Source organism: Bradyrhizobium sp. ISRA464, from assembly GCF_029910095.1.
In the GTDB taxonomy this organism is placed as follows: Bacteria; Pseudomonadota; Alphaproteobacteria; order Rhizobiales; family Xanthobacteraceae; genus Bradyrhizobium.
On record NZ_CP094526.1, the window covers coordinates 66,826 to 93,603 of the forward strand.

The 26,778-nt window shown below is 66.6% G+C and carries 19 protein-coding genes; 13 read left to right on the top strand and 6 right to left on the bottom strand.

What is annotated here, in order from left to right; genetic code table 11:
• The first annotated feature begins 266 nt into the window (after positions 1–266).
• Positions 267–1,271 carry a D-glycerate dehydrogenase gene (locus tag MTX19_RS00300; protein WP_280981970.1) on the top strand — a complete coding sequence of 335 codons (1,005 nt, stop codon included), beginning with the start codon at positions 267–269 and terminating at the stop codon, positions 1,269–1,271.
• 117 nt (positions 1,272–1,388) lie between these two features.
• Here the strand turns inward: MTX19_RS00300 and MTX19_RS00305 are convergent, their stop codons facing one another.
• Positions 1,389–2,300 (bottom strand): LysR family transcriptional regulator, encoded by a 912-nt coding sequence (locus MTX19_RS00305; RefSeq protein ID WP_280984649.1) that lies wholly within the window; start codon positions 2,298–2,300, stop codon positions 1,389–1,391.
• Positions 2,301–2,396: 96 nt separating this feature from the next.
• On the opposite strand from MTX19_RS00305, the gene MTX19_RS00310 reads away from it, so the two are divergent.
• On the top strand, positions 2,397–3,404 hold the full coding sequence (locus tag MTX19_RS00310) for an aldo/keto reductase (protein ID WP_280981971.1): 1,008 nt from the start codon (positions 2,397–2,399) through the stop codon (positions 3,402–3,404).
• Positions 3,405–3,407: 3 nt separating this feature from the next.
• Here MTX19_RS00310 and moeB read toward each other — a convergent pair whose 3' ends face one another.
• Positions 3,408–4,208 carry a molybdopterin-synthase adenylyltransferase MoeB gene (gene moeB, locus MTX19_RS00315; RefSeq protein ID WP_280981972.1) on the bottom strand — a complete coding sequence of 267 codons (801 nt, stop codon included), beginning with the start codon at positions 4,206–4,208 and terminating at the stop codon, positions 3,408–3,410.
• A 230-nt stretch (positions 4,209–4,438) separates the two neighbouring features.
• Here moeB and MTX19_RS00320 point away from each other — a divergent pair, with 230 nt between their 5' ends.
• A complete protein-coding gene (locus tag MTX19_RS00320) occupies positions 4,439–5,800 on the top strand; it encodes a serine protease (protein WP_280981973.1) in 1,362 nt (453 codons plus the stop codon).
• A 2-nt stretch (positions 5,801–5,802) separates the two neighbouring features.
• On the opposite strand, the gene ggt is transcribed toward MTX19_RS00320, so the two are convergent.
• Together ggt and mutM are read right to left on the bottom strand one after the other, a co-directional pair.
• A complete protein-coding gene (ggt, locus tag MTX19_RS00325; protein WP_280981974.1) occupies positions 5,803–7,482 on the bottom strand; it encodes a gamma-glutamyltransferase in 1,680 nt (559 codons plus the stop codon).
• Positions 7,483–7,541: 59 nt separating this feature from the next.
• Positions 7,542–8,423 carry a bifunctional DNA-formamidopyrimidine glycosylase/DNA-(apurinic or apyrimidinic site) lyase gene (gene mutM / locus MTX19_RS00330; RefSeq protein WP_280981975.1) on the bottom strand — a complete coding sequence of 294 codons (882 nt, stop codon included), beginning with the start codon at positions 8,421–8,423 and terminating at the stop codon, positions 7,542–7,544.
• Positions 8,424–8,504: 81 nt separating this feature from the next.
• On the opposite strand from mutM, the gene ubiE reads away from it, so the two are divergent.
• From ubiE to MTX19_RS00370, 8 genes are all read left to right on the top strand, one after another.
• A complete protein-coding gene (ubiE, locus tag MTX19_RS00335) occupies positions 8,505–9,266 on the top strand; it encodes a bifunctional demethylmenaquinone methyltransferase/2-methoxy-6-polyprenyl-1,4-benzoquinol methylase UbiE (protein WP_280981976.1) in 762 nt (253 codons plus the stop codon).
• Positions 9,263–10,837 (top strand): 2-polyprenylphenol 6-hydroxylase, encoded by a 1,575-nt coding sequence (gene ubiB / locus MTX19_RS00340; RefSeq protein WP_280985787.1) that lies wholly within the window; start codon positions 9,263–9,265, stop codon positions 10,835–10,837. Before ubiE ends, ubiB begins: the two co-directional genes overlap by 4 nt.
• A gap of 52 nt (positions 10,838–10,889) precedes the next feature.
• Entirely contained in the window at positions 10,890–12,314 is a 1,425-nt protein-coding gene (gene coaBC / locus MTX19_RS00345) for a bifunctional phosphopantothenoylcysteine decarboxylase/phosphopantothenate--cysteine ligase CoaBC (protein ID WP_280981978.1), read from the top strand.
• Entirely contained in the window at positions 12,311–12,769 is a 459-nt protein-coding gene (gene dut / locus MTX19_RS00350; protein ID WP_280985788.1) for a dUTP diphosphatase, read from the top strand. The genes coaBC and dut overlap by 4 nt, the downstream gene beginning before the upstream one ends.
• Before the next feature lie 273 nt (positions 12,770–13,042).
• Positions 13,043–15,553 carry a PAS domain-containing sensor histidine kinase gene (locus tag MTX19_RS00355; RefSeq protein WP_280981980.1) on the top strand — a complete coding sequence of 837 codons (2,511 nt, stop codon included), beginning with the start codon at positions 13,043–13,045 and terminating at the stop codon, positions 15,551–15,553.
• On the top strand, positions 15,550–17,073 hold the full coding sequence (gene tsaE, locus MTX19_RS00360; protein ID WP_280985789.1) for a tRNA (adenosine(37)-N6)-threonylcarbamoyltransferase complex ATPase subunit type 1 TsaE: 1,524 nt from the start codon (positions 15,550–15,552) through the stop codon (positions 17,071–17,073). The genes MTX19_RS00355 and tsaE overlap by 4 nt, the downstream gene beginning before the upstream one ends.
• Before the next feature lie 88 nt (positions 17,074–17,161).
• Positions 17,162–17,482, top strand: a complete 321-nt coding sequence (locus MTX19_RS00365; protein ID WP_280984650.1) for a PilZ domain-containing protein — start codon at positions 17,162–17,164, stop codon at positions 17,480–17,482.
• Between the two features lie 124 nt (positions 17,483–17,606).
• Positions 17,607–18,329 (top strand): nucleotidyltransferase family protein, encoded by a 723-nt coding sequence (locus MTX19_RS00370; protein WP_280984651.1) that lies wholly within the window; start codon positions 17,607–17,609, stop codon positions 18,327–18,329.
• 70 nt (positions 18,330–18,399) lie between these two features.
• On the opposite strand, the gene MTX19_RS00375 is transcribed toward MTX19_RS00370, so the two are convergent.
• Together MTX19_RS00375 and MTX19_RS00380 are read right to left on the bottom strand one after the other, a co-directional pair.
• Entirely contained in the window at positions 18,400–19,413 is a 1,014-nt protein-coding gene (locus MTX19_RS00375) for a DUF2891 domain-containing protein (RefSeq protein WP_280981981.1), read from the bottom strand.
• Entirely contained in the window at positions 19,410–19,883 is a 474-nt protein-coding gene (locus MTX19_RS00380; RefSeq protein WP_280981982.1) for a hypothetical protein, read from the bottom strand. Before MTX19_RS00380 ends, MTX19_RS00375 begins: the two co-directional genes overlap by 4 nt.
• 174 nt (positions 19,884–20,057) lie before the next feature.
• Here MTX19_RS00380 and addB point away from each other — a divergent pair, with 174 nt between their 5' ends.
• Together addB and addA are read left to right on the top strand one after the other, a co-directional pair.
• Complete coding sequence (gene addB / locus MTX19_RS00385; protein ID WP_280981983.1) at positions 20,058–23,204, top strand: double-strand break repair protein AddB; 3,147 nt, start codon at positions 20,058–20,060, stop codon at positions 23,202–23,204.
• On the top strand, positions 23,198–26,677 hold the full coding sequence (gene addA / locus MTX19_RS00390) for a double-strand break repair helicase AddA (protein ID WP_280981984.1): 3,480 nt from the start codon (positions 23,198–23,200) through the stop codon (positions 26,675–26,677). Before addB ends, addA begins: the two co-directional genes overlap by 7 nt.
• Positions 26,678–26,778 lie beyond the last annotated feature (101 nt).

The window sequence follows — 26,778 nt, forward strand, 5'->3', positions numbered from 1 at the left end:
GCCCCCCTGTGCCGCCGCTGCTCACCCCCGACCCGTGATTCCGAGGGTTCTTGTCTTGTCCCAGCCTTCTGCTAGAGAGGATGGAACGGCTGAAGAACCAGAACGCCCGAATTTGCGCCGGCAAAGGCCGGGTAAGTATCGGGGAACCCTAGGAAACGCGAAGGAAACGCCGGGACAGCGCGGCTATCAGCAGTGTCGAACAACCGGGTTAATGAGGTCTGAACGGCGCGAATTTTGGCGCGCCGCGGCCCTCATGAGAGCAGGACATGTCGGTAAAGAAAAAGCCTCTCGTCGTCGTCACCCGCAAGCTGCCGGACTCGATCGAGACCCGGATGCGCGAACTGTTCGATGCCAGATTGAATCTGGACGACACGCCGATGACGCCGGAACAGATTGCCGAGGCGATGCGAACCGCCGACGTGCTGGTGCCGACGGTGACGGACCTGATCCGCGAGGACGTGATCAACCAGCCCGACTGCAAGCTGAAGATGATCGCCAATTTCGGCAACGGCGTCGACAATATCGACGTGGCGGCCGCCCATGCGCGCGGCATCACCGTCACCAACACCCCGAAAGTACTGACCGAGGATACCGCCGACATGACGATGGCGCTGATCCTCGCGGTGCCACGGCGCATGATCGAGGGCGCCTTGATCCTGACCGAAGGCAGGCAGCACTGGGCAGGCTGGTCGCCGACCTGGATGCTTGGCAACCGCATCGGCGGCAAGCGGCTCGGTATCATCGGCATGGGCCGCATCGGCCAGGCCGTGGCGCGCCGCGCCCGCGCCTTCGGGCTGCAGATCCACTACCACAACCGCCGCCCGGTGGCGCCCGTCATCGCCGACGAGCTCGGCGCGACCTATTGGGAAAGCCTCGACCAGATGCTGGCGCGGATGGACATCATCTCGGTGAACTGTCCGCATACGCCGGCCACCTACCATCTGCTCTCGGCACGGCGGCTCAAGCTGATCCGCAAGGAGGCCTACATCGTCAACACCGCGCGCGGCGAGGTGATCGACGAGGACACGCTGATCAAGCTGATCGAAGCCGGCGAGGTCCGCGGCGCCGGCCTCGACGTCTACGAGCACGAGCCCGCGGTGAACCCGAAACTGGTGCGGCTGGCCAAGGCCGGCAAGGTGACGCTGCTGCCCCATATGGGCTCGGCCACCATCGAGGGCCGGGTCGAGATGGGCGAGAAGGTCATCATCAACATCAGAACCTTCCTCGACAACCACAAGCCGCCGGATCGCGTGCTGCCGAGCATGCTATAGGAATTCGATGCTGACTGTAGCGCGGATGGAGCGAAGCGAAATCCGGTATAGTATTGTCCACGGAGGAGACCGTCCCGGATTATGCTTCGCTCCATCCGGGCTACGGGCTACGGCCGCTTATTTCTTCTGTCGCGCCTGCTTGCGCCAGTCGGCGACGAACGACACGAAGGCGGCGAGCGCCGGCGGCGGTTGGCGTCGGCTCGGATAGTAGAGGAACGGCCCCGGAAACGGCGGGCACCAATCGTCGAGCACGCTGACCAGCGCACCGGATTTGACGCCGTAGCGGACATAGCCTTCGAACGTCGCCCAGTAGCCGACGCCATCATGGACCGCGCGCAGAGCGAGGCCGAGATAGGTCACGATCAGCTTGGCCGGCGGCGACACCTTGACCACGCGGCCGTTCTTCTCGAACTCCCAATCGAAGATCGCGCCGCTGCCAAAGCGGGTGCGGATGCAGGCGTGGTCTAGCAAATCCTTCGGATGCATCGGCCGGCCGTGCTTTGCGACATAACCGCTCGAAGCCACGACCGCGTAGCGCTGCGGCGCGCCCAGTGGAACCGCGACCATGTCCTGCGCGAGGTGCTCGCCATAACGCACGCCGGCGTCAAAGCCCTGCGCGACGATATCGACGAACGCGCTCTCGGCGACGATGTCGAGATCGACCTGCGGATATTTCGCGAGGAACGGCGCGACCATCGGCGCCAGCACCAGATCGACCGCGGGCGGCGGCGCGTTGATACGCAAGCGACCGGAGGGCTCGGCGCGCAGGCCCCGCACCTGATTCAGCGCATCGCCGACATCCGCCATCGCCGGTCCGACCCGCGCGAGCAAGAGCTCGCCCGCTTCGGTGAGCGCGACGCTGCGGGTGGTGCGGTTCATCAGGCGGACGCCGAGCCGCTCCTCCATGTCGCGCAGGCGCTGGCTCAGGCTCGAGACCGAGACGCGTTGCTCAAGCGCAGCACGGCGGAAGTTGCGCGTGCGCGCCACCGCCACGAAGGCGTCGAGATCGCGGAGGTCGAAATCCTGCATTGTTCGATATAGTGAACAAGCCATTCAGGATTGTCCAGCTTATCGGCAGAACATGGCGGACGCATATCAGCCCGCGACCTTCAAGGAGCACCACCAATGGACACGCGCAAACTTGGTTCCACCGGCCCTGCCGTCTCGCTGATCGGCCTCGGCTGCATGGGCATGTCTGATTTCTACGGCCCCACCGATCGCAGCGAGAGCATCGCCACCATCCACGCCGCGCTCGACGCCGGCATCACGCTGCTCGACACCGGCGATTTCTACGGCATGGGTCACAACGAGATGCTGATCGGCGAGGCGCTGAAGGGCAGGAACCGCGACAATCGGCAGATCAGCGTCAAATTCGGCGCGCTGCGCGATCCCAACCACGGTTTCCTCGGCTACGATAGCCGCCCCGCCGCCGTGAAGACTTTCGTCGCCTATTCGCTGCAGCGGCTCGGCGTCGACCACATCGACATCTACCGTCCGGCACGGCTCGATCCCGCCGTGCCGATCGAGGAGACGATCGGCGCCATGGCCGACATGATCAAGGCCGGCTGGATCAGGCATATCGGCCTCTCCGAGGTCGGCTCAGAGACCATCCGCCGCGCCTACAAGGTGCATCCGATCGCCGACCTGCAGATCGAGTATTCGCTGATCTCGCGCGGCATCGAGAGCGACATCCTGAAGACCTGCCGCGAGCTCGGCATCGGCATCACCGCCTATGGTGTGCTGGCGCGCGGATTGATCAGCGGACACTGGTCGAAGGAGCGCTCAGGGACGAAGGATTTTCGCCTGCTGAGTCCGCGCTTCCAGGCCGCCAACATCGACACCAATCTGGCGCTCGCGGACCGGTTGCGCGTTATCGCGGCCGACATCGGCGCATCGCCGGCGCAGGTCGCAATCGCCTGGGTCGCGGCGCAAGGCAAGGACATCGTGCCGCTGGTCGGTGCGCGGCGGCGCGATCGCCTGACCGAAGCGCTCGGCGCGCTCGACGTGAAGCTGACCGATGCGCATCTCGCCGCGCTCGCGAAGGCATTCCCGCCCGGCGCGGCGGCCGGCGGACGCTATCCGGAAGAGCACCTCAGGCACATGGACAGCGAGAAGCCTGCGAAGGCTTCGTAAAACTCAGAGATGCCCGCTCAAATCAGTGATGGTGGGCGCATCACCATTGAGCGGGTTCTGCGGATCACGCGCGTAGCGCAGGGTTTCGAACCGCATGGCGCGCGCATCCACCATCAGGAGCCGTCCGACCAGGCTTTCGCCGAAGCCCACGATCTCGCGGATCGCCTCCAGCGCCATCATCGAACCCAGGATACCGGCGAGTGCGCCCATCACGCCGGCTTCGGCGCAGGCCGGCACCGTGCCCGACGGCGGCGGCTCCGGAAACAGGCAGCGATAGGTCGGGTTCAATTCGCCGTCCGCGTTCTTCTCATGCGCGCGGATCGTGGTCAGCGAGCCGTCGAATTGGCCCAGCGCCGCCGTGATCAGCGGCTTGCGCGCGAGAAAGCAGGCGTCGGAGACCAGATAGCGGGTTTCGAAATTGTCGGAGCCGTCGAGCACGAGATCGTAATTCGCAAGCAGCGCCATCGCATTTCCGGCGTCGAGGCGCACGGCATGCGTATCGAACGTCACATGCGGATTGAGCGCATGGATCTGTGCCGCCGCGCTGTCGACCTTGCGCTTGCCCACATCCGATGTCGCATGGATGATCTGGCGCTGCAGGTTGGAGAGCGACACGATGTCGTCATCGACCACGCCGAGCTTGCCAACTCCAGCCGCCGCCAGATACATCAGCGCCGGCGCCCCGAGACCGCCCGCACCAATCACGAGCACGGAGGCTTGCTTCAGCGCGTTCTGACCGGGGCCGCCCACCTCGCGCAACACGATGTGGCGGGCATAGCGTTCGAGTTCTTCGGCACTCAGCATCGTTCGAACAAATCCCTCATCATCTCGGCCCTCATGGTGAGGAGGCGCGCAGCGCCGTCTCGAACCATGAGGCCCCGCCTGTGCCCTCATCCTTCGAGACGCGGCTAGCGCCGCTCCTCAGGATGAGGGGTGGAAGCCTGCCCTGAACCGGGGCGCGGTTGTTGCCGACCAAGCAGATGTGCTTAATTGCCTGGACGTCAATGGTGTCAGTCATTCCCTCCGGATTTGTCATGAGATCGGTGCTTTCGGCAACATTGATGGTCGTGGCCCTGGGCACGGCGCACGCCCAGATGACGCCGCCATCGACGGTCGGCACCAAGCCAAAGCCCGTGACGACGGTGCCGATCCGGCCCCCGCTGCAGAAGCCGGAAGATACCGCGAATGCAATGACGCAGGCCGAACGGCTGGCGCTGCAATCGGACCTCGCCTGGGTCGGCCAATATAACGGCGCCATCACCGGCGATGTCAGCGAGCGCATGGTCAACGCGATCAAGGAATTCCAGAAGAACCGCGGCGGCAAGCCCACCGGCGCGCTGAACCCGCAGGAGCGCGGCGTGCTCGCCGACACCGCGCGGAGGCGGCAGGAGAATGTCGGCTGGAAGATCGTCACTGAGCCCGCCACCGGCGCGCGGCTCGGCATTCCCGCCAAGCTGGTGCCTCAACTGACCAGCGATGCCTCGGGCACCAAATGGACCTCGCCGACCGGCACGATCCAGGCGCTGCTGACGCGGCGCAAGGAGGCCAACCCGACCACTGCAAAGCTCGCCGAGCGGGAAAAGCGGGAGCCCGCCGGCCGCACCGTCGACTACACCGTGGTGAAGCCCGACTTCTTCGTGCTGTCGGGCATGCAGGGGCTAAAGAAGTTCTATCTGCGCGGCACCTTCAGGGGTGACGAGGTCCGCATCCTCACCATCCTCTACGACCAGGCGACCGAAAATACCGTGGAGCCGGTGGTGATCGCGATGTCGAGCGCGTTCAACGCGTTTCCTGCCGGCGTGCAGATCGGACCACCGCCGCGCAAGACCGTGGAATACAGCACCGGCGTCGTGGTCAGCGACGACGGTGCAATCGTCGCGGACCGCGTGGCGACCGATGAATGCATCGCGCTGACGATCCCGGGTTACGGCAATGCCGATCGGGTCGCCGAGGACAAGGAGCGCGATCTGGCCCTGCTGCGCATTTATGGCGCACGCGGTTTGAAGCCGCTCGATATCGCAGGCAATGCGACGAAGACGGCGCTCGACATCACTGGCATCGCCGATCCGCAGAATCAGGGAGGCGGTGCGGCGGTCACCAGTGTGAAGGCATCGGTGGCGCAGCTCGGCGGCGGGGGCGATGCGGCCTTGTCGCCGGCGCCGGCCATCGGCTTCTCCGGCGCGGCCGCACTCGACGGCGACGGCAAATTTGCCGGCATCGCGTTGCTAAAGCCGGTGCTGATTGCCGGCCCCGCCAACGCGACGCCTCCGGCACAAGCCGCATTGGTGCCGGCAGATACGGTGCGCGGCTTCCTGAAAGCCCATGGCGTGACGGTGTCAGGCGGATCGACGGATGCCAAGGCCGCCGTCGTCCGCGTGATCTGCGTCAGGAAATAAGCTTACCGCAACGCGAACCGCACGCCGGCGCGGGCGAGACCGCCTGCAATGCCGATCGGTGTGCCGTCGGCGCGCCAGCAGGCCGCGCCCGACATCGTGCCATCGCTGTGAAACTGGATCGCGTTCATGCCGCCGGCGACCGTCGACACCACCTGCACCTTGTGGCCCTTGGCCGCGAGCGCGGCGCGGACGGCCTGCGGCACCGCCTGCTCGACCTCAAGCGCGTTGCCTTCGGTCCAGACCCGCGGCGCCTCGACCGCCTCCTGCAGGCTCATGCCGTGATCGATCAGGTTGACCAGCGCTTGCATTGCGCTCGGGAAGATGCGCTTTCCACCGGGCAGGCCGAGCGCATAGGCAAGCTTGCCGTCGCGCAGCGCCATCATCGGCGACATCGAGGTGGTGACGCGCTTGCCCGCTGCCAGCGACAGCGCATGTCCCGGCCGCGGATCGAACAGGTTCATGTAGTTGTTCGGCACAGTGCCGAGACCCGGGATCAGGATCTTCGCGCCGAACAGATTGTTGATCGTCTGGGTGGTCGCAACCACATTGCCCATCGCGTCCGCGGCCGTCATGTGCGTGGTGTGCGCGCTTTCGAACTGCGAGACGCCGGCGCCCCAGGCCTGCGCGCGGTCGGGGTCGATCGCATGGCGCCGCTCCTCGGCATAGGCCTTGGAGGTCAGCCGCTCCACGGGCACGTTGATGTAGGCGGGATCGCCGCTTGCCGCCTCGCGATCGGCGAAAGCGATCTTCAGCACCTCGGCGAGATGGTGGATGGTCTCGGCCGAGCCGAAGCCAAGGCGCGCGATGTCATAACCTTCGAGGATGTTGAGCATCTGCGTGATGTGGACGCCGGATGCGGCCGGCGGCGGCGGACCCAGGATTTCCCAGCCGCGGTAATCGCAGCGGATCGGCGCGCGCTCGACCGTCTTGTAGGTCGTCAGATCCTCACGCGCGATGAAGCCGCCGTTCTGCTTCATATAGTCGACCAGGATGTCGCCGAGCGGCCCTTGATACAGCGCGTTGTCGCCATGGTCGGCGATGTATTTAAGCGTCTCGGCATATTCCGCCTGCACCACGCGCTCGCCCGGCTTCAGCGGCTCACCCTTTGGCAGATAGATCGCCGAGATCGGCTTGTCCTTCAGCATCTCCTCGGCGCCGTCGGTGATGCATTCATGCAGATAAGGCGTCGCCGCATAGCCGCGCGCGGCGTGCTTGATCGCGGGCTGCATCACGTCGGCAAGGCTCATGGTGCCGAAGCGGCGGAGCGTTTCGCACCAGGCCTTCAGCGAGCCCGGCACGGCGACCGCTTTCGGCCCGTTGAGGTTCTCGTTGCCGACAGTGTCGAACACGTCATGCGCCGAACCGGGCTTCGAGGTGTAGGTGTCCGGCCGCACCGCTTTCGGCACCGTGCTCTGCCCGTCGATGAAGCGGTGACTGCCGTCGGCCAGGCGAATATGAGCCATCCCGCCGCCGATGATGCCGACCATCATCGGCTCGACGACGGTCAGCGTGAACAGGGTCGCGATCGCGGCATCGATGGCGTTGCCGCCGGCGGCGAGCATCTCGGCGCCGGCGGCTGAAGCCAGCGGATGGTTGCTCACCACCATCCCGCGGCTGCCGGTTGCCGGCTGCTTTTGGCACTCGAAGCTCGTTGCCGCGCGATCCCGCCAGTTGCCGCTCATGATCCTGCTCCCTTGTTATGCTTCCGATGTGCCTCGGAATGATGAACGCGAACCCAAGCCTATTTCTGACACTTCGGGCACCAGAACGTCGAACGGCCGTTCTGGGTGAAGCGCCTGACGATGCCGTCGCAGCCCGACGTGCGGCACCTCTCGCCTTCGCGATCGTAGACCTGGAATGAGTGCTGGAAATATCCGAGTTCGCCATTGGTCAGCCGATGATCGTTGATCGAGGAGCCGCCGGCCTTGATCGCCTGGTTGAGCACCGAATGGATCGCGTCGACCAGCCGCCCGGCATGGTCGGTGGGCTCGCCCTTCTTGGTTGCGAGCGTCGCGGCCAAGCGCCGCGGCGACAGGTGCGCGCGAAACAGCGCCTCGCAGACATAGATGTTGCCAAGTCCCGCCACCACACGCTGGTCGAGCAGCGCCGCCTTCAGGCTCGTCTTCTTGTTGTGGCAGGAGCGCGCCAGCATGGCGGCGTCGAACTCATTGCCGAGCGGTTCGGGACCGAGCCCCTTGAGCAGCGGCTCATCCTCGATCCCGTTGCGGGCGATGATCTTCATGTAACCGAAACGGCGCGGATCGTTGAAGACGACAGCCGCACCCGACGACATGTGGAACACGACGTGATCGTGCGCACGATCCTCGCTGCGCGGATGGTGGAATTGCCCTGGCTTGGCCGCGCGCTCCCCCTTCAGCACCCGGAATGAGCCCGACATGCCGAGATGCATCAGCAGGACATCGCCGGAGGTCAGATCCGCCATGAGGTATTTGGCGCGACGGCCGAGCCCGGTCACGGTCTGGCCTTCGAGCCGGGCGATGAAGTCTTTTTGAAAGGGAAACCGCAGATCCTTCCGGCGGGCTTCGGCCTTGATGATTTTTGCCCCTTCCATGGCCGGTTGCAGGCCGCGGCGGACGGTCTCGACTTCGGGTAATTCCGGCATGGCAGGCATTCACCTTTTGGAAGTGACGTGATAGCGCCATTGCGGCCGCCGCGCTATGGTCCGGCCAGGAGCGACGAGTTGATGGATCGGCCGGATCAAACCACCCATTTCGGCTTCAGGGACGTCCCCCTGGGCGAAAAGCAGATGCTGGTGAACGATGTGTTTCACAGCGTCGCGCAGCGCTACGACTTGATGAACGATCTGATGTCGGCAGGCATGCACCGGGTCTGGAAGGACATCATGATCACGACGCTCAATCCGCCGAAGGGCGACAGGCCGTTCGCGCTGCTCGACGTCGCCGGCGGCACCGGCGATATCGCATTCCGCGCCGCCAAGGAGGCGGGCGCGGGTTTCCGTGCGACCGTCTGCGACATCAATGGCGACATGCTGGCCGTGGGCCGCGAGCGCGCCGCCAGGCAACATCTCGACGACCGCGTGTCGTTCGTCGAAGGCAATGCTGAAACGCTGGCATTCGCCGACCGTTCGTTCGACGCCTACACGATCGCGTTCGGCATCCGCAACGTGCCGCGAATCGACCTCGCCCTGCGCGAAGCCTATCGCGTGCTCCGGCCCGGGAGCCGCTTCCTGTGCCTGGAATTCTCCACCGTGGACGTCCCGGGTCTCGACCGGCTTTATGACCTGTTTTCCTTCAAGGTAATCCCACCGCTTGGCCGCGCCGTCACCGGCGACGCCGAATCCTATCAATATCTCGTCGAGTCGATCCGCAAATTCCCGCGACCGACTGCGTTCGCCGAGATGATCGGCGCAGCCGGCTTTTCGCGCGTGAAGTGGCAGAGTCTCTCCGGCGGCATCGTGGCGTTGCATTCGGGCTGGCGTTTGTGATCTCTGCACTGACTCACATCACGCGCCTCGCCCGCGCCGGTTTCGTGTTTGCGCGCGAGGGCGTGTTCGGCGTCGTCGATCCCTCGCTGGTGCCGCCCCCCGGACAGCTTGCGCTGAAGCTGGCCCGGCTGATCGAACGCCGCACCGCCAAATCCGGCCCGCGGCTGTCCCGCGCGCTGACGCGGCTCGGGCCCGCCTACCTCAAGCTCGGGCAATTCCTCGCCACCCGACCCGACGTGGTCGGCGTCGTCATGGCGCGCGATCTCGAAAGCCTGCAAGACCGGCTGCCGCCGTTCTCGCAAGAGGAGGCCGAGGCCGTGATCGCGCAATCGCTGGAACGGCCGCTGTCGCAGGTCTTTGCCAGCCTGGGGCCCGCGGTCGCCGCCGCCTCGATCGCGCAGGTGCATCGTGGCGAGGTCGAGCGCAACGGCGTACGGCGCCAGGTGGCAGTCAAGGTGCTCCGGCCGAACGTCGCCGCACGCTTCCGCCGTGACTTGAGCGATTTCTTCTTCGTCGCGCGCAATGCCGAGGCGCATTCGGCCGAAGCGCGGCGGCTGCGGCTGATCGAGGTCATCAACACGATGTCGCGCTCGGTCGCGATAGAGATGGACCTGCGGCTGGAAGCGGCCGCGCTGTCCGAGATGGCGGAGAACACCAACGACGATCCGGATTTCCGCGTGCCGGCGGTCGACTGGGACCGCACCACCCACAACGTTCTGACGATGGAGTGGATCGACGGCATCGCGCTGAACGACCATGCGCGGCTCGAGCAGGCCAAGGTCGACCTGCCCGATCTCGGCCGCAAGGTGATCCAGAGCTTCCTCCGCCACGCGCTGCGCGACGGCTTCTTCCACGCCGACATGCATCCCGGCAATCTGTTCCTCGACGACACCGGCCGCCTGGTTGCGGTGGATTTCGGCATCATGGGGCGGCTCGGGCTGAAGGAGCGGCGCTTCCTCGCCGAGATCCTGCTCGGCTTCATCACCCGCGACTACCGCCGCGTGGCGGAGGTGCATTTCGAGGCGGGCTACGTACCGGGGCACCATTCGGTGGAAAATTTCGCGCAGGCGATTCGCGCGATCGGCGAACCGATCCACAACCGCACCGCCGAGGAAATCTCGATGGCGAAGCTGTTGACGCTGCTGCTCGAGGTGACCGGCCTGTTCGACATGCAGACGCGGCCCGAACTGATCCTGCTGCAGAAGACCATGGTGGTGGTCGAGGGCGTGGCGCGCGGCTTCGATCCGAAGCTCGACATCTGGAAGATCGCCGACCCCGTGGTGCGCGAATGGATCACGCAGAATCTCGGTCCGATCGGCCGCATCCAGAACGCGATGTCCGGCGCAGGCGAGCTCGGCCGCGTCATAGCCAACCTCCCTTCAATCGCCAGCCGCGCCATGACGGTGCTCGAGCAGCTGGAGACCATGACCCGGGAGGGCCATATGCTGTCATCGGACACCATCGACGAAATGGCCCGCGCCGAGGCCCGCAAAGAGCGGTTGCAGACCGTCGGGCTTTGGGTCATTGCCCTCGCCCTCATCGGAATTTTTTTCGCCATCCGAGGATCATGATTGCAATGCATGCATGACGTGATATCATTGATGTCACATCTGGGGGCATGCCATGGCCAGCCTAACCATCCGCAAACTCGACGACACGCTGAAAGCCTATCTGCGGCTGCGGTCCGCCAAGAACGGACGCTCGGTCGAGGAGGAGGTCCGGGTGATCCTCCGCGAGCTCGCGGAAGGCCGTGCGGGGCCCGCTGAAGCGCCTCTTCCAGTCCTTGCCGAAGGCCCCACTCCTGCCCTGCGGGCCACCAGCGCGGCTGACGAGCCCCGCGTCACCCTGATCATCGGCGGTGGGATCGCGGCCTACAAGGCGCTGGACCTGGTCCGGCGGCTGAAGGAGCGGCGTATCCAGGTGCGCTGCGTGCTGACCAAGGCGGCCCAGCAATTCGTCACCCCGCTCGCGGCGAGCGCGCTGTCGCATGAGCGCGTCCATACCGACCTGTTCGATGCCGAGAGCGAGTTCGACGCCGGCCACATCCGGCTGGCGCGGGAGTGCGATCTGATCGTGGTGGCGCCGGCGACCGCCGACCTGATCGCCAAGGTGGCGCATGGCCACGCCGACGATCTCGCCAGCGCCATCCTGCTCGCGGCCAACCGGCCGATTCTGATCGCGCCCGCGATGAACCCGCTGATGTGGAACAATCCGGCCACCCGCCGCAACGTGCTGCAACTCCGCCGCGATGGCATTCACACCGTCGGCCCCAATGCCGGCGAGATGGCGGAAGCCGGCGAGGCCGGCGTCGGGCGGATGGCCGAGCCGACCGAGATCGCCGCCGCCGCCGACCACATGCTGCGGCCGCCGCAGCCGCGCCCGCTCGCCGGCAAGCGCGTGCTGATCACGGCAGGTCCAACCCATGAAGCGATCGATCCGGTCCGCTACATCGCCAACCGCTCCTCCGGCAAACAGGGTTTTGCCATCGCCGCTGCCGCGCGGGCGGCCGGCGCCGACGTCGTGCTGGTCTCCGGTCCGGTCGAGCTGCCCGATCCGGCGGGCGTATCGGTGATGCGCGTGGAATCCGCGCGCGACATGCTGCACCGGGTCGAGGCGGCGCTGCCGGTCGACGTCGCGATCTTTGCCGCGGCGGTCGCCGACTGGCGGGTCGCCAATGAAGGTGCGCAGAAGCTGAAGAAGACCTCAGCCGGCATGCCCCCGCTGCAGCTGGTCGAGAACCCCGACATCCTCGCCACGATCTCGAAGCTGAAGGAGAAGCGGCCGCCGCTGGTGATCGGCTTCGCCGCCGAGACCGAGCACCTGATCGAGAACGCCAAGGCGAAGTTCGCGCGCAAGGGCTGCGACTGGATCGTCGCCAACGACGTTTCCCCCGCAACCGGCGTGATGGGCGGCGACCGCAATACCGTTCACCTGCTGTCGCGCCAGGGCAAGGACGTCACCGTCGACTCCTGGCCGGTCATGACCAAGGAAGAGGTCGCAGCCGCGCTGGTGTCGCGCATCGCAAGAACCGTGGGAGCGACATCGTGAGCGCCGTGATCAAGGTTGAGGTCCACCAGCTTCCGCATGGCGCGGACCTCCTGCTGCCGACCTATCAGACGGCCGACGCGGCCGGACTTGATCTGCTGGCGGCGGTGCCGCAGTCAGCGCCGCTCATCCTGCTGCCCGGACGATACGAGATGGTTCCGACCGGACTGACGATTGCACTGCCTCCGGGCTTCGAGGCGCAGGTGCGGCCGCGCTCCGGCCTCGCCGCCAAACACGGCGTCACCGTGCTGAATTCGCCCGGCACGATCGACGCCGACTATCGCGGCGAGATCAACGTGATCCTGATCAATCACGGCCAGGCGGCATTTTCGATCCGGCGCGGCGAACGCATCGCACAGATGGTGATCGCGCCCGTCACCCGGGCGGAACTGGTTCCAGTCGCCGTGCTGCCCGCAACCGCGCGCGGCAGCGGCGGATTCGGCTCGACCGGGCGCTAGCGCCTGCGCGGACACCGAATCATTTCACGTAAAATTCGTGCCATCGGGCGCATTTTTTCACAGCGGATTTTGCGTTCACGGTCTGGACTCTTACTCGCCGAGTCCGGTTGGGACTATTCTGCCTTGATTCGAGCACGACGGGGGGTCTTCGTCGGGCTTTCTGGTCCTGCTTGGGCATGATCCCCGCACAAACGCTGCGCGTTTGTCGCGAGGGAAATACCGGTCTCCGCTTTTCCGGATCATGCCTGGGAGTTGTGCGTTCTGGGGCAACATATGTCGGGCGTAGTCGCGGCAATGCGTCGAACCCTGCTGTCATGCACCTCACTGGCGCGCGACGGCCTGATTGGGCTCGCGACCACGGCATTGCTGCCGGCCCGATCGGCCCTCGCCTCCCAATCATACCTGGTCCAGGCGATGTCCGATCATTTCGGCCTCAACCACCAGGAGGTCGCGGTTCTCGCGACGTCGTTTGCGCTGGTCGGCTTCTCCGTGGTCGCCGCGATCCTGCTGATGCGCACCCGGTTGCGCGCAACGCGGAACGAGGAGCGGCTGCGTTCGGAGATCGCGGACCTGCAGTCGCAATCCGACCGGCTGCGCGCGCTGTTGTTCGCCGAGCCGCAGGTGCTGATTTCCTGGGCCGCCGGCGACAACCGCCCGCAGATCAGCGGCGACATTTCGCTGGTGATGTCGCGGGAGGGATCACCGCAGCGCATCCTCGCCTTCGGAACCTGGCTGCCGCCCGAGCCGGCGCTGCAGATGGACCATGCCGTCGACGCGCTGCGCGAGAACGGCGAGCCGTTCCTGCTCAACCTCTCGACATCGGCCGGCCGTGGCATCGAGGCAATGGGCCGCGCCATCGGCGGCCAGGCCATCGTGCGGATCCGCGAGCTCGGCGGCCTGCGCCGCGAGCTCGCCGAATCGAACCTGCGCTACAAGGCGCTGCAGGAAGAGACCGAGCTGCTGCGCGACTTCGCCGCCGCCGCGCCATGGCCGATCTGGGCCAAGAGCGTCGAGGGCAATCTGCGCTACGCGAACACGGCTTATGTCCGCGCCACCGAGGGCAAGAGCGTTGCCGATGCGCTCCAGCGCAATCTCGAACTGCTCGAGAGCGAGCAGCGCACCGAGCTGGCCCGCGCCCTGAACGACAACGCGAGCTACGCCGCGCGCCTGCCGATCGTCGTCAGCGGCGAGCGGCGGATCTACGACGTGCAGGCGCTCAAGCTCGGCAGCGGCAGCGCGGGCATCGCGATCGACGCCAGCGAGGCCGCAGCGCTGCGCGCGGCGCTAACGCGGATGGTCGAAGCGCACCGGCGCACTCTCGACCAATTGTCCTCGGGTGTCGCGGTGTTCGACGCCAACCGGCGGCTCACCTTCTACAACGAATCCTACCGGCGGCTGTGGGGCCTCGACCAGGCCTTCCTCGACAGCAATCCCGACGACTCCAGCATCCTCGACCGGCTGCGCGCCAACCGCAAGCTGCCCGAGCAGCCGGACTTCCGCGCCTGGAAGGCCAAGCTGCACGAGGCCTATCGCGCGGTCGAATCCGAGACCTACACCTGGTTCCTGCCCGACGGGCGCGCGGTCAGCGTCGTCACCACGCCGAACCTCGAGGGCGGCGTCACTTATCTATTCGACAACGTCACCGAAAGCCTCGACCTGGCGCGCCGCTACGACGGCCTGACGCGGGTGCAGCGCGAAACCCTCGACAATCTGGCCGAGGCGGTCGCGGCGTTCGGCAGCAACGGCCGCGCGCAACTATTCAATCCGGCCTTTGCCAGGATGTGGAAGCTGTCGGCCGATGCGTTGAACGGCGAGCCGCATATCGAGGCGGTGGAAGCGCTCTGCAAGCCGCTCTATGACGATCCGCGGACCTGGCGTACCCTGCGCGAATCCATCACCGCGATCGAGAACCGCGCACAGGTGGCGCTGAAGCTCGAGCGCAAGGACGGCAGCGTGCTGGATTGCATGACCATCCCGCTGCCCGACGGCGCGACACTGCTCACTTTCCAGGACATCACCGACACCGAGAATGTCGAGCGCGCCCTGCGCGAGCGCAACGAGGCCCTGGAAGCCGCCGACCAGATGAAGGTGGATTTCGTCCACCATGTCTCATACGAGCTGCGCGCACCGCTCACCACCATCATCGGCTTCGCGCATTTCCTCAGCGATCCCTCGACCGGACCGCTGACGCCGAAGCAGGCCGAATATCTCGACTACGTCACCAAATCGACCAACGCGCTGCTGGCGCTGACCAACAACATCCTCGATCTCGCCACCATCGACGCCGGCGCGATGAAGCTCGAGCTCGGCCCGGTCAATATCGCCCAGGCGATCGAAGCCGCCGCCGAAGGCATCCAGGACCGGCTTGCCACCGATCGGATCGCACTCAGGGTCGACGTCGAGCCTGATATCGGCGGCTTCATCGGCGACGAGCGGCGCGTGGTGCAGGTGCTCTATAACCTGCTCGCCAATGCCGTCGGCTTCTCGCCGCACGACGCCGTCGTCACGATCAGCGCGCACCGGAACCAGCACAGCGTGGTGTTTGCGGTGACCGACTCCGGCCCCGGCATTCCGCCCGAAATGAAGGACAAGGTATTCAACTGGTTCGAGAGCCATTCCCACGGCTCGCGGCACCGCGGCGCAGGGCTCGGCCTGTCGCTGGTGCGCTCCTTCGTTGAACTGCATGGCGGCCGGGTGCGCGTCGATTCGACCGTCGGCAAGGGCACGACCGTGACCTGCGACTTCCCGATCGACCAGACCGCACATCGCAACGCCGCGGAATGATCGCGATCTCCACATTCCCGGTCGCGCTCGCGAACGAAACCGCGACGGCAGAGCTGATGGCCGACCTCGCGCTGCTGATCGGCGCAGGCGACGTGATCATGCTGTCCGGCGACCTCGGCGCCGGCAAGACCGCCGCCGCCCGCGCGCTGATCCGCTACCTCGCCGACGACGAGACGCTGGAAGTGCCGAGCCCGACCTTCACGCTGGCGCAAAGCTACGAGCTGCCCTCCTTCCCGCTTGTCCATGCCGACCTCTACCGCATCAACGATGCGAGCGAGCTCGAGGAGATCGGGCTGTCGCCGCTGCCCGAGGACATCGTTGCGCTGATCGAGTGGCCGGAACGCGCACCCGATGCGTTGCCCGGCGACCGCATTGACATCGCGTTCAGCCATCGCCCGGCATTGGGATCGACCGCCCGCGCGGCCGAGATCACCGGCCATGGCAAGGGCGCGGCCAAGGTCACGCGGCTCAAGCTGCTGCGCCAGTTCCTTGACGGGGCGGGCTATCTCGGCGCCAGGCGCGAGCGCATGCCCGGCGACGCCTCGACACGCTCTTACGCTCGGCTGCGCACCGATGACGGCCGCGTCATCCTGATGAACTCGCCGCGGCGCCCCGACGGTCCGCCGATCTACAACGGCAAATCCTACAGTGCGGCGGTGCATCTCGCCGAGGACGTCAGGCCGTTCGTCGCGATCGGAAACGGCCTGCGCAAGCAGGGCTTTTCCGCACCCGCGATCCGGCACACCGATCTCGAATCCGGATTCCTGATCACCGAGGATTTCGGCAATGCCAGCATCATCGAGGGCGATCCGCCGCGGCCGATCGCCGAGCGCTACGAGGCCGCGACCGACATGCTGGCGGCGCTGCATCGCGAGGTGCTGCCGACGACGCTGCCGCTGACGGCCGATACGAACTACGACATCCCGGTGTTCGATGTCGACGCCTGGCTGATCGAGATCGGCCTGATGCTCGAATGGTACATGCCGAGCCGGGGCGTCCAGCCAAGCGATGCGCTGCGCGCCGAATTCATCGAGATGTGGCGCACGCTGCTGGAAAAGCCTGCCGCGGCGCCGAAGACCTGGGTAATCCGCGACTTCCATTCGCCGAACATCATCTGGCTCGCCGAACGCACCGGGATCCTCCGCGTCGGGGTGATCGACTTCCAGGACGCGCTGCTCGGCCCGGCCGCCTATGACGTGGTGTCGCTGCTGCAGGATGCGCGGATCGACGTGCCCGAACAACTCGAACTGTCGCTGCTCACCCGCTACATCAAGGCGCGGCGCGCGATCGATGCGAGCTTCGATCCGGCTGATTTTGCCGCGCTCTACGCGATCATGTCGGCGCAGCGGAACACGCGCCTGCTCGGCACCTTCGCCCGGCTCAACGGGCGCGACGGCAAGCCGCAATATCTGAAGCACCAGCCGCGGATCTGGACCTACCTCAACCGGTCGCTGGCTCATCCGTCGCTCGCGCCGCTCCGCGACTGGTACGCGGCCAATATCCCTCCCCCGGTACCGTAGGTTTACCGGTTGTTAGCCATCGACCGCCTAAGGTTCCGGTGGTTGCGCGCTGTGCTTGGCGCGGCTGGATCGGGAGCGGGACCACACGATGGCGACGGAACGACGCAGGGGCGATCGTGTCACATTCGAGCGCGGCATTGCGGCGTTCATGATGGGCATCGACGGCACCTGGCGGCGCGACTGCATCATGGAGGACGTGTCCGAGACGGGTGCCAAGCTCACCGTCGAGGGCTCGATCGAGGGCCTGCACCTGAAAGAATTCTTCCTGCTGCTGTCATCCACAGGATTGGCCTATCGCCGCTGCGAGCTGGCATGGGTCAATGGCGATCAGATCGGCGTCAATTTTCTGAAACAAGGCGACAAGAAGAAAAAAATGACCAGACGCGGCACGCAGGCTGCCGACGCTTAGGTTCCTGTCGTCATCGACGTCTTACGGCCGTCATGTCCGATGACTATGGCGTTTGGTCGATGTGCCTGCCGAATCGCCGTGATATGATCGGCGCAGAGAGATGATGACCGAGAACGTCCGGAAGATGCCCGTCACCCCCCATAGAGCCATGGTGCTCGCCGCAGGCCTCGGCGTGCGCATGCGCCCGCTGACCAACACGATGCCGAAGCCGCTGGTGAGCGTGGCGGGCCAGCCGCTGCTCGACCATGTGCTCGACAAGCTCGCTGGCGCGGGTGTCAGCGAAGCCGTCGTCAACGTGCACTATCTGCCCGACCAGATCATCGATCACGTCAAGACCCGCAGCCGCCCGCGCGTCATCATCTCCGATGAGCGCGACCAGGTGCTCGGCACCGGCGGCGCGGTCGTCAAGGCGCTGCCGCTGCTCGGCGATGCGCCGTTCTTCCACGTCAACGCCGACACGATGTGGATCGACGGCGTGCGCTCCAACTTGGCGCGGCTGGCGGAAACCTTCGACCCCGCGCGGATGGATATCCTGCTCTTGATGGCGCCGACCGCCTCGAGCATCGGCTATAGCGGCCGCGGTGACTATGCGATGCTGCCTGACGGCGCGCTGCGCAAGCGGCGGGAGCATCAGGTGGTGCCGTTCGTCTATGCGGGTGCGGCGATCATGTCGCCGGCGCTGTTTGCCGACGCGCCCGCCGGCGAGTTTTCGCTGCCCAAGATGTTCGACCGCGCCAACGAGCAGGAACGGTTGTTCGGCCTGCGCCTCGACGGCGTCTGGATGCATGTCGGGACCCCCGATGCGATCCAGGCCGCCGAAGAGGCATTCCTCGAAAGCGTGGCGTAAGCCGTCCAGCACACAGATAGAGCTTTTGCGCGAAGCGGATTTCCCCTTTCGGGCGGCGAAGAACCTCAGATCACCCCTTTTCATCGATGGCGAGAATGGCGAAGCTCGCCAGCCAGTGTTCGCCCATATAGTCGCCGGCGATATGCGGGAGCCCGACATCGAGATGGCGGCGTGCGACGTCCTGCAGGATCGGGCGGCGGACATCCGCTTCGGGCAATGCTTCGGCAAGGGCACGCCAGCACCATGCGCGGCTGAGATTGAGCCCGTCGAGATGGGCGATCTTGCCATCCGTGCGATCCGTGACGGTGGCTGGCCGGAACAATGTCGCGGGTTCGTGCTGCACAAGCCGCGGCAGGAAGCGGTCGAACCAGGGCAGGAATGCGTCCGGCGCCAACAGGCGGCGCATGCATTCCGCTTCGATCAGCGCAGAAGACTGGAAGTCGTCTCCGCTTGGCTCGCCCCAGGCGGGACAGTCCTCATCGGCCCCGTACCAGCGCAACGCCGTCTCACGCAGGAGGAAGCTCAACGCAGTGTCGTCTGTCGCGGTGGCGTAATCGGCGGCCATGCGCAGCCCGAAGGCAGTGTTGAAATGCGTGCCGACCCGCACCGGATAGGTCGCGAGTGGCAGGAAATCGCGAAAGCGCTGCGCAAAGACCTCCGCAAGCGGCGCGATGCGTTCGCGCCATCGGGTTTCGTCGAGCGACGAGAGTTCGGCCGCGAGCTTCAACAGCCAGCCCCAGCCATAGGGCCGCTTGAAGCCGCGCGCGGTGGGGGCCGCGAGATAGGCGCATTCCGCCGCGACCTTCTCCGCAATGAACTGCTCGTCGAACAGGGCGCGGATGTCATCTGCGGCCTCGAATCGCGGGTGACGGCGCAGCAGCCGGGCAAGCATCCAGTAGCTGTGCACGCAGGAGTGCCAGTCGTAGCTGCCGTAGAAGACCGGATGCAGCTCGCGCGGCGTGCGCGCGTCCCCTGGCCCCGCCAGCACATGATCCGGCTTGTTCGGATATTCGCGCCTGACATGGCCGAGGGCGATGCGGGCAAAGCGGACAGCGAGTTCTTCGGTGAGGATCGGGGCGCTCATGAAGGATTCTCCTTTCGCTTGGGCCAAACAATGACCCCGATCAAGCGCGGTGTCATGTAGATTGGAAACTGCGTTGCCGCGAAGAACAGCGCCGTCATCGGCGATGTGGCCGCGCCCATGGCCGACCAGACCAGCCCGACATTGCGATTGCCGAGAATGAGGCCCGCGGTCAGCCGCTCGGCCAGACTGCCCGGCGTGAGCAGGACGCCAAGCACCTGCAGGGCGAGATTACAGGCGAAGGCAAGGCCGACACAGGCCTGGACGACTATGCGACCCTGCCACACGCTCTGTTCTCGGCGGCCGCCGGCGACGGCCTGCCGAGCGTGATCGACGCCCTGCTGGCGCGTCGCGGGCTGAAGCGCCGGGTGGCCGTCACGCTCGCCCATGTCGTGGGCGTTCCCTTCGCCGTGGCCGGCACCGATCTCGTCGCCACAATGGCCGAACGCGTCGCCCATTCCGGCCTTCGCCATCGACCTCATCCATACCCGCCGCGCCGCCGAACATCCTGCGTTGCGGTGGTTTCTGGATGCCGTCGGCCGCTGCGCCGGTCGACTGCGACACGAGCCGACGTCGCCCGACAACAGGGGTGGCTAATGGCGGTTGCCGCTCCCTATATTGGCGCCTGATTCCGAATCAGGCAGCCCATGCGCGTCTTCAGCGTTCCCATCTCCGCACCGTTCCTGCGCACCGTCATCTCGGCCTTGGTCGATGGCCGGCTGGTCGCGGGATTCAAGGCGCGGAACGATCCGGCGAAGCTCGCCAACGCCACGCTCTATTTGCCGACCCGGCGCGCCGGGCGACTGGCGCGCGAAGTCTTTCTCGACGTGCTCGACGCCGACGCCGCGGTGCTGCCGCGCATCGTCGCCCTCGGCGACATCGATGAGGACGAGCTCGCGTTTGCGGGCCAATCGGACGATGTCGGCGGCGCCGCGCCGCTGGACATTCCGCCAAAGCTCGGCGAGCTCGAACGCCGCCTGACGCTGGCGCATCTGGTCGCGGCCTGGGCGAAGACGCCGGTATCCTCGCCGCTCGTGGTCGGCGGCCCTGCCTCGACCTTGCAGCTCGCCGGCGACCTCGCGCGATTGATGGACGACATGGTGACGCGCGGCGTCGACTGGCGCGAGCTCGACCGGCTGGTGCCGGACCAACTCGACAAATACTGGCAGCACTCGCTCGAATTCCTGCGCATCGCGCGCGACGCCTGGCCGAACTACCTGAAGGAGATCGGCCGGATCGAGCCGGCGGCGCGCCGCGACCTCCTGATCGAGGCGGAAGCGGCGCGGCTCACGGCGCATCACGCAGGCCCGGTGATCGCGGCCGGTTCGACCGGCTCGATGCCCGCCACGGCGAAGTTCCTGCACGCGGTGGCAAAGCTTCCGAACGGCGCGGTCGTGCTGCCCGGACTCGACACCGATCTCGACGAAGACTCCTGGGACACGATCGGCGGCGAGCGCAACGACGAAGGCAGGTTCACCACGCCGCCCTCGTCGAACCACCCGCAATTCGCGATGCATGCGCTGCTCGACCGCTTCGGCATCAAGCGCCGCGACGTCGAGAGCCTTGCGGCACCGGCGCCGCTCGGCCGCGAAGTGCTGGTGTCGGAGACGATGCGCCCGTCGACCGCGACCGCACAATGGCACGACCGGCTGGAGCGCCCCGAGATCGTCGCGCGCATCTCTGCCGGGATGACGAACCTTTCCGTGGTCGAGGCGCCGAATCCCGAGATGGAGGCGCTGGCGATCGCGGTGGCGATGCGCGAGGCGCGGCATCTCGGCAAATCGGCCGCGCTGGTGACGCCGGATCGCGCGCTGGCGCGCCGCGTGACGGCTTCGCTGACGCGCTGGAATCTGGAATTCGACGATTCCGGCGGCGATGCGCTGATCGAGAGCTCACCCGGCGTGTTCGCCCGCCTCACGGCAGAGGCGGCGGCAAAGGGACTGGAGCCGTCGACGCTGCTCGCGCTGCTCAAGCATCCGCTGTTCCGGCTCGGCGGCGCGCGTGGCGCACTGAAACGCGCGATCGAAGTGCTCGAACCCGCCGTGTTGCGCGGCACGCGGCCGCAAGCCGGAACGAGCGGCTTGGCGCACGATTTCGAGCGCTTCCGCGCCGAGCTGACAAAACTCCGGAACGGCGAGACCTCGTCACTGCACGCGGCGGAGCAGCGCGCGCGGTTACGCGACCACGAGCTCAACCAGGCGCAGGCCCTGATTGCGAAACTGCGGGCGGCGCTGGCGCCGCTCGAAAGCATGGCGTCGTCGAAGCCCTACGATTTCGCCGAACTGGCCTCACGGCATCGCGATTCCCTGATGGCGCTATCCTGTGACCAGCACGGCGTCGCGGTCGTGTTCGAGGACCGCGCCGGCGGCGCATTGGCGTCGGCGTTCGATGATTTGCTCGCCAAGCAGCAGCCAAGCGGGCTCATGACACCACTCGCCGACTATCCCGAAGTGTTCCAGACCGCGTTCGCCGACCGGATGGTGCGGCGGCCGGAATCCGTCGGCGCCCAGCTCAACATCTTCGGCCAGCTCGAGGCGCGCCTGACCGAATCTGATCGCGTCATCCTCGGCGGGCTGGTCGAGGGTGTCTGGCCGCCGGCGCCGCGGATCGATCCCTGGCTGAGCCGGCCGATGCGGCACCAGCTCGGACTCGACCTCCCCGAGCGGCGCATCGGCCTCTCCGCGCATGACTTCGCACAGCTGCTCGGCCACGACGAGGTGATCCTCACCCATGCCGCCAAGGTCGGCGGCGCGCCGGCGGTTGCCTCGCGCTTCCTGCATCGGCTGGAAGCGGTTGCGGGCGAAGCGCGCTGGAAAGCGGCGAAAGCGGCCGGCGAAACTTACGTGCAATATGCCGCCGAGCTCGACCGGCCCGACAAGGTCGAGCCGATCGCCCAGCCGGAGCCGCGGCCGCCGCGCGAGGCACGGCCGCTGAAAATGTCCGTCACCGCGATCGAGGACTGGCTGCGCGATCCCTACACGATCTACGCGCGCTATATCCTCAAGCTCGATCCGCTCGATCCCGTCGACATGCCATTGTCGGCAGCCGATCGCGGCTCAGCGATCCATGAGGCGCTTGGCGAATTCACGCAAACCTATGCCGACGCGCTGCCCGCCGACACGATGCGGACCCTGCGCGAGATCGGCGGCAAGTATTTCGCGCCGCTGATGGAGCGGCCCGAGGCGCGCGCGCTGTGGTGGCCCCGCTTCCAGCGCATCGCCGCATGGTTTGCCGAATGGGAGCAGGCCCGGCGCGGCCAAATCAACGCGATCAAGGCCGAGATCCGAGGTGAAATCGGCATTCCCCTCGACAACGAGCGGACCTTCGTCCTCTCCGCGCGGGCTGACCGCATCGAGCGGCGCGATGACGGCAGCTTTGCCATCCTCGATTACAAGACCGGCCAGCCGCCGACCGGAAAACAGGTGCGCATGGGTCTGTCGCCGCAGCTCACCCTGGAAGCCGCGATCCTCCGCGAGGGCGGCTTTGCCGACATCCCGGCCGACTCCTCGGTCGGCGAGCTCGTTTATGTCAGGCTGAGCGGCAACAACCCGCCGGGCGAGCAGCGTTCGTTGGAATTGAAGATCAAGCCCAACGACACGCCGCAGCCGCCCGACGAGGCCGCCGACAGCGCCCGGCACAAGCTGGGAGCGCTGATCCGTGCCTTCGACGACGAGCAGCAGGCCTACACCTCGCTGAATCTGTCGATGTGGGCGAACCGCTACGGCGCCTATGACGACCTCGCGCGGATCAAGGAATGGTCCGCCGCCGGCGGCCTGGGGATCGAGGAATGGTGAAGGCACCGCGTCCCATCCCATCAGCGGTGCGCGACGCGCAGGCGCGCGCCTCCGATCCGAAGGCATCGACCTTTGTGTCGGCGAATGCCGGCTCGGGCAAGACGCACGTCCTTGTCCAGCGGGTGATCCGCCTGCTGCTCGACGGTGTGCCGCCGGAAAAGATCCTCTGCATCACCTTCACCAAGGCCGCCGCCGCCAACATGGCCGAGCGGGTGTTCACGACGCTCGGCCACTGGGTGACGCTGAACGACACCGCGCTCGATGCCGCGATCCGCGAGGCTGGCATCGCCTACCCGAATGCAACGCTGCGGCGCGATGCGCGAAAGCTCTTTGCCTGCGCGCTGGAGACGCCCGGCGGCTTGAAGGTGCAGACCATCCACGCGCTGTGCACCCGGCTGCTGCAGCAGTTTCCGTTCGAGGCCAACGTGCCGGCGCGCTTTGCCGTGCTCGACGACCGCGACCAGAACGAGATGATGGAACGTGCCAATCTCGCGGTGTTCCTGGACGCCTCGCGCAATCCCGACAGTCCGATCGGTCGTGCGCTGATGACGGCGATGGCGAGCGCCGCCGACGTCACCTTCAAGGACGTGGTCCGCGAGGCCTGCCTCAGCCGCGACCACTTCATGGCCTGGACCGACACCGCCGGCAGCGCCGCGGCGGCGGCCGCACAGATGTCCGTCGCGCTCGGCGTGTCCCCTGACGACCGCATCGAGGATATCGAGCGCGAGATCGTCGATGGGCCCTATCTCAGGCGCGCCGGATGGGAAGAGATCGCGGCCGCGCTCGACACCAGCAGCAAGTCCGACCAGGACCAGGCGGCACGGCTGCGCGAAGCGCTGGTGTTTACCGGCGCCGCGCAGGTCGACGCGTATCTTGCGGTGTTCCTGACCGATGCCGACCGCACGCCGCGCAAATCGGTGGTGACGAAGAAGTTCTGTGACAACAATCCCGCGATCGGCCGGCTGTTCGAGGCCGAGATCCGCCGCGTGCTGCCGCTGGTCGAACGGCGCCGCGCCGTGGTCGCGCGCGACCGCACCGAGGCGCTGATCCATATCGCGACCGCGGCGGCGGCGCACTACCGCCGCGAAAAGCTGGAACGCGGCCTGCTCGACTATGACGACCTGATCGACAAGACGCTGGAGATGCTCGACCGCGTCTCCTCCGGCTGGGTGCACTACAAGCTCGACCGCGGCGTCGATCACGTGCTGATCGACGAGGCGCAGGACACCAGCCCGCGGCAGTGGGACATCGTCGCCCATATCATCTCGGAATTCACCTCAGGCGCCGGCGCGCGCGACGGCCTGGTGCGCACCGTGTTCGCGGTCGGCGACGAGAAACAGTCGATCTTCTCCTTCCAGGGCGCAGCACCGCGCGAGTTCGACCTGCGCCGCCGCGAGCTGAAGCGGCGGTTCGAGGATGCCGGGCTGAAATTCGATCCGGTGTCGTTCACCTACTCGTTCCGCTCAGGCCCGACGATCCTGCATTCCGTCGACCACGTGTTTCGCGAGCAGGAGATCTATCGCAGCATCCACGCGGTCGAGAACGGCTATCCGATCCACAACGCGATGGCCGACGCCGGCCCGAGCCTGATCGAGCTCTGGGATCTCGCGCAAGCCGATGACCGGCAGGACATCGAAGGCTGGCGCGCGCCGTTCGACGGCGTATCGGTGACCAGCCCCGAGGTGAAGCTCGCGCGGCGAATCCAGGCCGAGATCAAGCGCCTCGTCGCCAGCGGCACCATGACCGGCAGCGCCGGCGCGCGCCGTCCGTTGCGTTACGGCGATATGCTGATCCTGGTGCGCCGCCGCGGCAACGCCTTCGATGCGGTGATCCAGGCGCTGAAGCACGCCGGCATCCCGGTCGCCGGTGCCGACCGGCTGAAGCTGACCGAGCACATCGCGATCATCGACCTGATGAACCTTGCCGACGCGCTCCTGCTGCCGCAGGACGATCTTGCGCTCGCGGTGGCGTTGAAGAGCCCGCTATTTGGTCTCACCGATGACGATCTGTTCAAGCTGGCATGGCAGCGCCGTGGATCGCTGCGCGAAGCGCTCGCCGTGCAGGCGCCGACCGACGATCGATTTGCTGCCGTGCTCCGTCGCCTCGAGCAATGCGAGCGCCGCTTTGCCAATGAAACTCCGTTCGCCTTCTACGCCTGGCTTCTCGGCGGCGACGGCGGGCGGGCCCGCATCCTGCGCCGGCTTGGCCACGAGGCCAACGACGCGCTCGACGAATTTCTCGAGCTCGCGCTGAGCTATGAGCGCAAGGCTCCGGCCTCGCTGCAGGGCTTCGTGGCGTGGCTGCGCGCGGCCGATACCGAGGTGAAGCGCGACATGGAGATTTCGCGCGACGAGGTCCGCGTGATGACCGTGCACGGCGCCAAGGGCCTGGAATCCTCAGTCGTCTTCCTCGTGGACACCACGACCTCGCCGTCCGACACGCAGCGCCTGCGGCTGATCCATCTGCCGCAGGGCAACGCCGCGCCGCATGCGCCCGGTGTCGTGGTGTGGGCGGGCAAGAAGGCGGAAGATCCGCCCGGGGTCGCCGACGCGCGCAAGGCGATGCTCGGCGACACCGAAGACGAATATCGCCGCCTGCTCTATGTCGCGATGACGCGCGCCGCGGATCGCTTGGTCGTCGGCGGCTGCATGCCCGGCAATATGAACACGGTGCGGAAGTCCTCCTGGTACGACCTGATCACCAAGGGGCTGGCCAATTCCGGGCTCAAGCTGGAAGAGCTCGAGACGCCGGCCGGCAAGATCAGGCGCTATTCGCGGCCGGAGGACGGCGCTGAGGCCACCGGCGCGGCTGCGTCAACGGCAGTGGTACCGATTGTGCTACCGCCATGGCTGCGCGCCCCCGCCGCGCCTGAAGCGTCTGCGGCCGGCCTGCTGCGCCCTTCCGACCCCGCCGACGGCGACGGCCACCATGTGCGGACCGGCGAATCGGTGGTGGCGCGCGCCCGTGCCCTGCAGCGCGGCACGCTGGTGCACCGCCTGCTGCAGTCGCTGCCGGACGTCTCCGTCGAGCGGCGCCGCGACGCCGCGCTGGCCTATCTCGCGCGCAATGCCGATGGCTGGAGCGAGGGCGAGCGCACGGCGCTCGCAAGGCAGGTGCTTGCCCTGATCGCGGATCCACGCTTCGCGGCAGTGTTCGCCCCCGGCAGCCGCGCCGAGGTCTCGATCGTCGGGCGGCTGGACCGGCCGGGTCAGTCGAAGGGGCTCGTCTCAGGTCAGATCGACCGGCTGGTGGTGACCCCGAAGGAAGTCCTGATCGTCGATTTCAAGACCAACCACGCCCCGCCCAAGACCGCCGCCGAGGCACCAAGGGGCTATGTCAGGCAGCTCGCGCTGTACCGCGCGGTGCTTGCCAAGCTTTATCCCCCGCTCCCTGTCCGCGCCGCCCTGCTCTGGACCGAAGTACCTGAAATCATGGAACTTTCTGCCTCCGCGCTGGACGCTGGGCTGGCATAAGGTCATGTCGGCGTGACCGAGCTTGACCCGGCAAGGGGGCGTTCATAGGTTTCCCCCATGCTCCCCGGGCGCGATTCTCAGTCGCGCCTTTTGTCTCAACC

Coding starts and splice junctions, on each gene's coding strand:
- MTX19_RS00300 (WP_280981970.1), top strand. CDS start 267: ATGTCGGTAAAGAAAAAGCCTCTCGTCGTCGTCACCCGCAAGCTGCCG.
- MTX19_RS00305 (WP_280984649.1), bottom strand. CDS start 2,300: ATGCAGGATTTCGACCTCCGCGATCTCGACGCCTTCGTGGCGGTGGCG.
- MTX19_RS00310 (WP_280981971.1), top strand. CDS start 2,397: ATGGACACGCGCAAACTTGGTTCCACCGGCCCTGCCGTCTCGCTGATC.
- moeB (WP_280981972.1), bottom strand. CDS start 4,208: ATGCTGAGTGCCGAAGAACTCGAACGCTATGCCCGCCACATCGTGTTG.
- MTX19_RS00320 (WP_280981973.1), top strand. CDS start 4,439: ATGAGATCGGTGCTTTCGGCAACATTGATGGTCGTGGCCCTGGGCACG.
- ggt (WP_280981974.1), bottom strand. CDS start 7,482: ATGAGCGGCAACTGGCGGGATCGCGCGGCAACGAGCTTCGAGTGCCAA.
- mutM (WP_280981975.1), bottom strand. CDS start 8,423: ATGCCGGAATTACCCGAAGTCGAGACCGTCCGCCGCGGCCTGCAACCG.
- ubiE (WP_280981976.1), top strand. CDS start 8,505: ATGGATCGGCCGGATCAAACCACCCATTTCGGCTTCAGGGACGTCCCC.
- coaBC (WP_280981978.1), top strand. CDS start 10,890: ATGGCCAGCCTAACCATCCGCAAACTCGACGACACGCTGAAAGCCTAT.
- MTX19_RS00355 (WP_280981980.1), top strand. CDS start 13,043: ATGTCGGGCGTAGTCGCGGCAATGCGTCGAACCCTGCTGTCATGCACC.
- tsaE (WP_280985789.1), top strand. CDS start 15,550: ATGATCGCGATCTCCACATTCCCGGTCGCGCTCGCGAACGAAACCGCG.
- MTX19_RS00365 (WP_280984650.1), top strand. CDS start 17,162: ATGGCGACGGAACGACGCAGGGGCGATCGTGTCACATTCGAGCGCGGC.
- MTX19_RS00370 (WP_280984651.1), top strand. CDS start 17,607: ATGCCCGTCACCCCCCATAGAGCCATGGTGCTCGCCGCAGGCCTCGGC.
- MTX19_RS00375 (WP_280981981.1), bottom strand. CDS start 19,413: ATGAGCGCCCCGATCCTCACCGAAGAACTCGCTGTCCGCTTTGCCCGC.
- MTX19_RS00380 (WP_280981982.1), bottom strand. CDS start 19,883: ATGGCGAAGGCCGGAATGGGCGACGCGTTCGGCCATTGTGGCGACGAG.
- addB (WP_280981983.1), top strand. CDS start 20,058: ATGCGCGTCTTCAGCGTTCCCATCTCCGCACCGTTCCTGCGCACCGTC.
- addA (WP_280981984.1), top strand. CDS start 23,198: ATGGTGAAGGCACCGCGTCCCATCCCATCAGCGGTGCGCGACGCGCAG.